Source organism: Achromobacter sp. 2789STDY5608615 (assembly GCF_001298995.1).
GTDB classification, from domain to species: domain Bacteria; phylum Pseudomonadota; class Gammaproteobacteria; order Burkholderiales; family Burkholderiaceae_B; genus Achromobacter; species Achromobacter insuavis.
In genome coordinates, this window is record NZ_CYTY01000003.1 from 76,941 (window position 1) to 84,479 (window position 7,539).

Genomic DNA, 7,539 nt, shown 5'->3' on the forward strand with positions numbered 1-7,539 from the left:
CGGCACGCTGCAGCTGGGCACGGGCGCGGGCGGGTCGACCACCGGCGGCATCCTGGGCAACGTGGCCAACAGCGGCACGCTGGCGTTCAACCGCAGCAATACGTACACCTTCGGCGGCGTCGTCAGCGGCACCGGCGGCGTCACGCAGATCGGGTCCGGGACCACCGTCCTGACGGCCGACAACACCTACACGGGCGGCACCACGATCTCGGCCGGCACCTTGCAGCTGGGCGCCGGCGGCGCCACTGGCGGCATTGTCGGCAACGTGGTCAACAACGGCGGGCTGGTCTTCAACCGCGGCAATGGTTACGCCTTCGGCGGCGCCATCAGCGGCGCCGGCGCGGTCACGCAGCAGGGCGCCGGCACCACCGTGCTCAGCGCCAACAACAGCTACACGGGCGCGACCACCGTCAACGCCGGCGGCCTGTTCGTCAACGGCGACCAGAGCGCGGCCACCGGCGCCACCACCGTCAACAACAGCGCGACGCTGGGCGGCAAGGGCGTGATCGGCGGCGACGTGACGCTGACCGGCAACAGCATCCTCTCGCCGGGCGACAACAGCACCGCGCCAGGCACGCTGACCATCCAGGGCAACCTGACGCTGGGCAGCGGCACCTCGCTGAACTATGGCTTCGGCCAGGCCAACGTGGCGGGCGGCCCGTTCAACGACCTGACCAACGTGGCCGGCAACGTCAGCCTGGGCGGCCAGCTCAACGTCTCGCTGTCGCCGGGCGGGCGCTTCGACCCGGGCATCTACCGCATCATCAATTACGGCGGCGCGTTGACCAACCCCGCGGGCCTGACCCTGGGCACCTTGCCGGCCGGCTCCAACCCCGCCAACTACTTCGTGCAGACCTCGGTGGACAAGCAGGTCAGCCTGGTCAACACCAATGGCCTGACGCTGAACTACTGGGACGGCGACGCCGGCCCCAAGAACAACGGCCAGGTCAATGGCGGCTCGGGCACCTGGGTGGCGCCGGGCGGCGTCAACGACAACTGGACCGACGCGGGCGGCGCGCTCAACGCGCCCTGGAGCCAGGGCGCGTTCGCCGTCTTCACCGGCCAGAGCGGCACGGTGCTGGTGGACAGCGCCACCAACGGCCAGATCAACGTGCAGGGCATGCAGTTCGCCACCGACGGCTACCTGCTGCAAGGCAATGCCGCCGGCGACAAGCTGACGCTGACCGGCGCGCCGGTTGCCGGCGGCGGGCCGGCCGAAGCGATCATCCGCGTCGGCGCGGGCTCGGCCGATGGCGCCGGCTACACCGCGACGATCGCGGCCGTGCTCGATGGCGCGGCCAGGCTGGTCAAGACCGACCTGGGCACACTGGTGTTGTCGGGGGTCAACACCTATGCCGGCGGCACCGCCATCAACGGCGGCGTGCTGCAGGTGTCGCAGGACGCCAACCTGGGCGCCGCCGGCACGGCGCTGTCGCTGGATGGCGGCACGCTGCGCGCCGCCGGCAGCTTCGCCACGGCGCGCGCCGCCACGCTGGGCGCGGGCGGCGGCAGCTTCGAGGTCACGGGCGCCAACGTGCTGACGCTGAACAGCGCCGTCAACGGCGCCGGCGCCCTGGGCAAGCTGGGCACGGGCACGCTGGTCCTGGGCGCGGACAACGGCTACACCGGCGGCACCACGATCTCCGCGGGCACGCTGCAGCTGGGCGCGGGCGGCGCCACCGGCAGCCTCCTGGGCAATGTGACCAACAACGGCACGCTGGCCTTCAACCGCGGCAATACCTATACCTATGCGGGCGTGGTCAGCGGCACGGGCGGCGTGACGCAGCTGGGCAGCGGCGCCACGGTGCTGACGGGCGCCAACACCTATACCGGCGGCACCACCATCTCGGCCGGCACGCTGCAGCTGGGCGCGGGCGGCGCGAGCGGCAGCATCGTCGGCGACGTGACCAACAATGGCGCGCTGGTCTTCAACCGTAGCGACACCTACACCTTCGGCGGCCTCGTCAGCGGCACCGGCTCGGTCAGCCAGAACGGCGGCGGCGCCACCATCCTGACGGCCAACAACACCTACAACGGCGGCACCACGATCTCCGCCGGCACGCTGCAATTGGGCGCGGGCGGCGCGACCGGCGGCATCGTCGGCGACGTGGCCAACAACGGCGCGCTGGTCTTCAACCGCAGCGACACCTACACCTTTGGCGGCCTCATCAGCGGCAGCGGCAACGTCACCCAGGCCGGCGCCGGCACCACCATCCTGACGGCCGACAACACCTATGCCGGCGCCACCCGCATCACCGCCGGCACGCTGCAGCTGGGCAACGGCGGCGCCAGCGGCAACGTGACGGGGCCCATCGTCAACGCCGGGACGCTGGCGGTGAACCGCAACGACACGTTCGCGCTGGCGGGCCCGATCACCGGCACCGGCAAGTTCGTGCAGCAGGGCACGGGCACCACGGTCTTCACCGGCAACAACACCTATAGCGGCGGCACCGCCATCACCGCGGGCGTGCTGCAACTGGGCAATGGCGGCACCAGCGGCTCGCTGACCGGCGACGTGGTCAACGACGGCGTGCTGGTGGTCGAGCGCAGCGACCAGGTGCTGCTGAACGGCATCCTCTCCGGCACCGGCGCTTTCGTGCAGAACGGCGGCGGGCAGACCGTGCTGAGCGGCAACAACAGCTATACGGGCCTGACCCAGGTGCTGGCCGGCTCGCTGTTCGTGAACGGCAACCAGAGCGCCGCCACCGGCAACACCTTCGTGGCCACCGGCGCCACCCTGGGGGGGCACCGGCACCCTTGGCGGCAGCGCCTTCGTGGCCGGCACGCTCTCGCCCGGCGACACCACCGGCGCGCCGGGCACGCTGACGATCAACGGCGATCTCACCCTGGGCAATACGGCCACGCTGTCCTACAACTTCGGCCAGGCCGGCACCGTGGGCGGTCCGCTCAACGACCTGACCATCGTCAAGGGCAACCTGACGCTGGACGGCACGCTCAACGTCGCCACGCCGCCGGGCGGCAGCTTCGATCCGGGCGTCTACCGGGTCATCAGCTACGACGGCGCCCTGACCAACAACGGCCTGACCATCGGCACGATTCCGTCGCCGTCGTTCTCGCTGCAGACCGCGATCGACAAGCAGGTGAACCTGGTCAATACCGCCGGGCTGACCCTGAACTTCTGGGACGGCGCCGCCGCCGCGGGCAAGAACAACGGCACGGTCGATGGCGGCAACGGCACCTGGCAGAACTCGACCGGCAACGACAACTGGACCAATTCGCTGGGCGTGCCCAACGCGGCCTACGCCGACGCGACCTTCGGCATCTTCATGGCGGCGCCCGGCACGGTCACGGTGGACAACAGCCTGGGCCAGGTGCGCAGCGGCGGCATGCAATTCGCCAGCAACGGTTACCGGCTGACCGGCGGCGCCATCGAACTGGTGCCCGACGCCGGCGGCGGCACGACCCTACGCGTGGGCGATGGCAGCAGCCTGGGCGCCGGCTACACCACGACCATCGACGCGGTGCTGACCGGCGCCTCGCGGCTGGTCAAGGCCGATCTCGGCACGCTGGTCCTGAATGCTGCCAACACCTACGGCGGCGGCACCGCGATCAATGGCGGCACGCTGCAGATCGCGGCCGACACGGCCCTGGGCGCGGCGGGCGCCGCGCTCGGCATGGACGGCGGCACGCTGCGCACCACGCAGAGCCTGACGCAGTCGCGTCCGATCACGCTGGGCGCGATGGGCGGCGGCCTGGAGCCGTTGGCGGGCACCATGCTGACCGTGGCCAGCGACATCGGCGGCGGCGGATCGCTGACCAAGCTGGGCGGGGGCACCGTCATCCTGACGGGCACCAACAGCTACGGCAGCGGCACCGTCGTCAAGGACGGCGTCACCGTCATCAAGGCGGGCACGCTGCAGGTCGGCGACGGCGGCACCCGCGGCAACATCATGGGGATCGTCAGCAACGACGGCGTGCTGGCCTTCAACCGCTCGGACCGCTATGTCCAGGCCGACGTGATCAACGGCGGCGGGCAGGTGATCCAGCAGGGCAGCGGCACCACGGTGTTCAACGCCATCAACGGCTACACCGGCGGCACCACGGTGACGGCCGGCGGGCTGGCGGTGGGCGACGCCGGCCACGCGGACGCGGCCATCAACAGCGGCGGTCCGGTGACGGTGCAGGCCGGGGCCCGCTTCGGCGGCTACGGCAGCGTCAAGGGCAACGTCACCAACGCCGGCACGCTGGCCGTGGCCGACGCGTTTCCCGGCCTGGGCGGCGGCGCGGGCGGCTTCGCCATCACCGGCAACCTGGTCAACAGCGGCGTGGTCGACCTGGGCGGCGCGGCGCCGGGCAACGTGTTGACGGTGACCGGCAACTACCAGGGCCAGTCCGGCGTGGTGGCGCTCAACACCTTCCTGGGCGCCGACAATTCGCCAACCGACAAGCTGGTGTTGAGCGGCGGCGCCGCCAGCGGCAGCACCACGCTGCGCATCACCAACAAGGGCGGCCTGGGCGCCAAGACCAGCGGCGACGGCATCCAGGTGGTGCAGGCGCTGAACGGCGCGACCACCACGCCGGGCGCCTTCACCAGCGGCGGCCTCTACGCCGGCGCCTATTCGTACCAGCTGTTCCGCGGCGGCGTCGCGGCCGGCAACGAGCAGAGCTGGTACCTGCGCTCGGAACTGGCCAACGGCCCCGACCCGACGCCCACCTACCGGCCCGGCGTGTCGATCTACACGGAAGTACCTTCGCTGGCGCGCGAGCTGGCGGTGCAGCAGATCGGCACGTTCCACGATCGCCAGGGCAATCAGGACCTGCTGAGCGGGACCGGCGGCCTGCCGTCCGGCTGGGCGCGCACCTGGGGCGATCACTTCTCCGAGCGGCGCGATGGCACCGTGCGGCAGTCGTTCAGCGGCAATATCTTCGGCATGCAGGCGGGGCAGGACCTCTACGCCCGCCGCACCGACAGCGGCCACCAGGACCGCTATGGCATGTTCCTGGGCTACGCCCGCGCCGATGGCGACGTCAAGGGGTTTGCGATGGGGCAGGAGGGCTACGGCGCCGGCAAGCTGGCCATCGACGCCTACAGCCTGGGCGGCTACTGGACCCATGTCGGACCCGGCGGCTGGTACACCGACACCGTCATCATGGGCAGCCACCTGAAGGTCAAGCCCGGATCGCGCGCGGGGGATACCTCGTCCACCGACGGCAAGGCCTTCACGGCGTCGGTCGAAGCGGGGCTGCCGATCGCGCTCAGCCCCGACCTGAGCCTCGAACCGCAGGCCCAGCTGATCTACCAGAACACGCGGATCGACGCGGTGCGAGATTCGGCCTCGGAGGTCTCGTTCGCGCCCAGGAACGCGCTGATCGGACGGGTCGGGGCGCGCCTGCAGGCCGAGTACCAGGCGGGCGGCGCGACCTGGAAACCCTATCTGCGCGCCGACCTGCTGCATACGCTGGGCGGCAACGACAGCGTCAGCTTCGACGGCGGCACCACCAGCAAGTCGGCCATGGGCGGCACGCAGGCGCGCCTGGGGCTGGGCATGTCGGTCAAGGCCAGCGAGCGCGTCAGCGTCTATGCGTCGACGGGCTATGGCTTCAATCTGGGCGGCGAGCGGCGCGAGATGGTGCAGGGCAATGTAGGGGTGCAGATCCGCTGGTAGGCGCGGTCCGGCCGCGGGGAAGGGGTGGCGCCGACCGTCGTCGGCCCGCCTCGGCCAGGGCGGCGCGGCGTGCTTGCGCCGGGGTACCTTCTTGGATAATATTGACAATCATTTTTATTTGACCGTCAAGACGTTCACTTACAGGCCGGGTTTGGGCGGACTGAATCGTGACTGCCGCCAATCTTCCGACCTCGATCCTCAAGACCCTCTACGCCGAGCATCATGGCTGGCTGCGGTCGTGGCTGCGCCGCAAACTGGGCTGCCCCGAACAGGCGGCGGACCTGGCCCAGGACACCTTCCTGCGCGTCCTCACATCCAAGACCTCGCTGGTCGAACTGGCCGAGCCGCGCGCCTACCTGACCACCACGGCGTCGCGGCTGGTGCTGGACCGCGCGCGGCGGGAACGGGTCGAGCGAGCCTACCTCGAAGCCATGTCGCTGGCCGCGGCCGCGCTGCCACGCTGGGCGCCGTCGCCCGAGGCCGTGATGAGCGCGGTGCAGGCGGTGGAACAGCTCGCCGCCGCGCTGTCCACGCTGGCGCCCAAGGGGCGCGAGGCCTTTCTGCTGCACTACCTGGAAGACGAAAGCCAGCCGGCCGTGGCGCAACGGCTGGGCATTTCCGTGCGGATGGTGCAGAAGTGCCTGGCGCAGGGCCTGCTGCGCTGCCATCAAGTCGTCGCGCCGTGAGCGCCGGCCGCGCGGCCTGTCCCGCGGAGGGCGCGGCGGCATGAGCGCGCGCTCCGCCATTCCCGATGCCATCGCCGAAGAGGCCGCCCTGTGGGTGGTGCGCCTGAGCGCGGGCGACGCCGCCGAGCGCGCCGCGGCGCAGGCCGGACTGGACGCCTGGATGCGGCAGAGTCCCGCCCACGAGGCGGCGGTGAGCCATCTGCGGCAGGTGGTCGATTCCATGCAGGGGCTGCGCGGCGAGGACGCGGCGGCGGCCGGCGCGGCGCGGGCGGGGTTCGAGGCGGCGTTCGTCCATGCCGGCAGGAAGCGCGCCAGGCGCCTGCTGCTGTCGGCCGGGGCCTTCCTGCTGGCCGCCACGGTCGCCTGGACCGCGCTGCAAGGCGATTCGCTGCCGTACCTGATGGCCGATGCCCGTTCCGCGACCGGCGAATGGCGTTCCCAGGTGCTCGAGGACGGCACGCAAGTGACCCTGGCGAGCAACAGCGCCATCAACTTGCGCTTCGACACACGGCGCCGGGAATTGGAGCTGGTGCGGGGCGAAGTCCTGGTGAACGTGGCCAAGGACGCCTCGCGTCCGTTCGTCGTCTCCACGCCGGAGGCCCGCCTGACCGCGCTGGGCACGCGCTATGTGGTCGAGCGGCGCGAGGGCGTGACGATCCTGACGGTCATCGAATCCCGCGTGCGCGTGGAGACGGCGGGCGGCGGGGAGAGCGCCCGCGCGGCGGCCTCGGGCGGCGCGGCGGCCACCCCGGCGCTGGTGGTCGAGGCGGGTCAGCGGGTGGTGATCGCGCGATCCGGCGCCGGCAAGGTGGAGACCATCGATCCGCGCGAGATCGCCGATGCCTGGAAGCATCACCATCTGGTGGTGCGGGACCGGCCCCTGACCGACGTGCTCGATGAGCTCGGCCGCTACCGGCCGGGCCGGATCTTCTACGACCGCGCGGCGCTGGCGGGCGTGCGGATGGTGGTGGTGCTGCCGCTGGACGACACCGACCGGGCGTTGCGGCTGTTGCAGGAGAGCGTGCCCGGGCTGACGCTGACGTCCCTGACCCCGTACCTGGTCTGGGTCGGCCGCGGCGCGCCCGTCGCGGCGCGCTAGGGCCTGTTCACACTAAAAGGAGCCTCGCATGAGTACCCAAATGAGTGACTATCAAGGCGCGAAGCGCAGTCGTGGCAGGTCCCCGGCGAGCATTCGCAACGCTGAGAGGCGCTCATTTGGGTACTCA

3 protein-coding genes and 1 pseudogene are annotated in these 7,539 nt (G+C 71.2%); all 4 read left to right on the plus strand.

Annotated features, from left to right (window positions below; translation table 11 throughout):
* Positions 1–61: 61 nt before the first annotated feature.
* Positions 62–2,638: pseudogene (locus AOZ49_RS33930) on the plus strand (autotransporter-associated beta strand repeat-containing protein); the annotation flags it as partial.
* Positions 2,639–2,774: 136 nt separating this feature from the next.
* Positions 2,775–5,627, plus strand: coding sequence for an autotransporter family protein (locus AOZ49_RS03380; protein WP_054474324.1), 2,853 nt, complete (start codon positions 2,775–2,777; stop codon positions 5,625–5,627).
* Between the two features lie 167 nt (positions 5,628–5,794).
* Complete coding sequence (locus AOZ49_RS03385; protein ID WP_054474325.1) at positions 5,795–6,313, plus strand: sigma-70 family RNA polymerase sigma factor; 519 nt, start codon at positions 5,795–5,797, stop codon at positions 6,311–6,313.
* 40 nt (positions 6,314–6,353) lie between these two features.
* Complete coding sequence (locus AOZ49_RS03390) at positions 6,354–7,412, plus strand: FecR family protein (RefSeq protein ID WP_054474326.1); 1,059 nt, start codon at positions 6,354–6,356, stop codon at positions 7,410–7,412.
* Positions 7,413–7,539 lie beyond the last annotated feature (127 nt).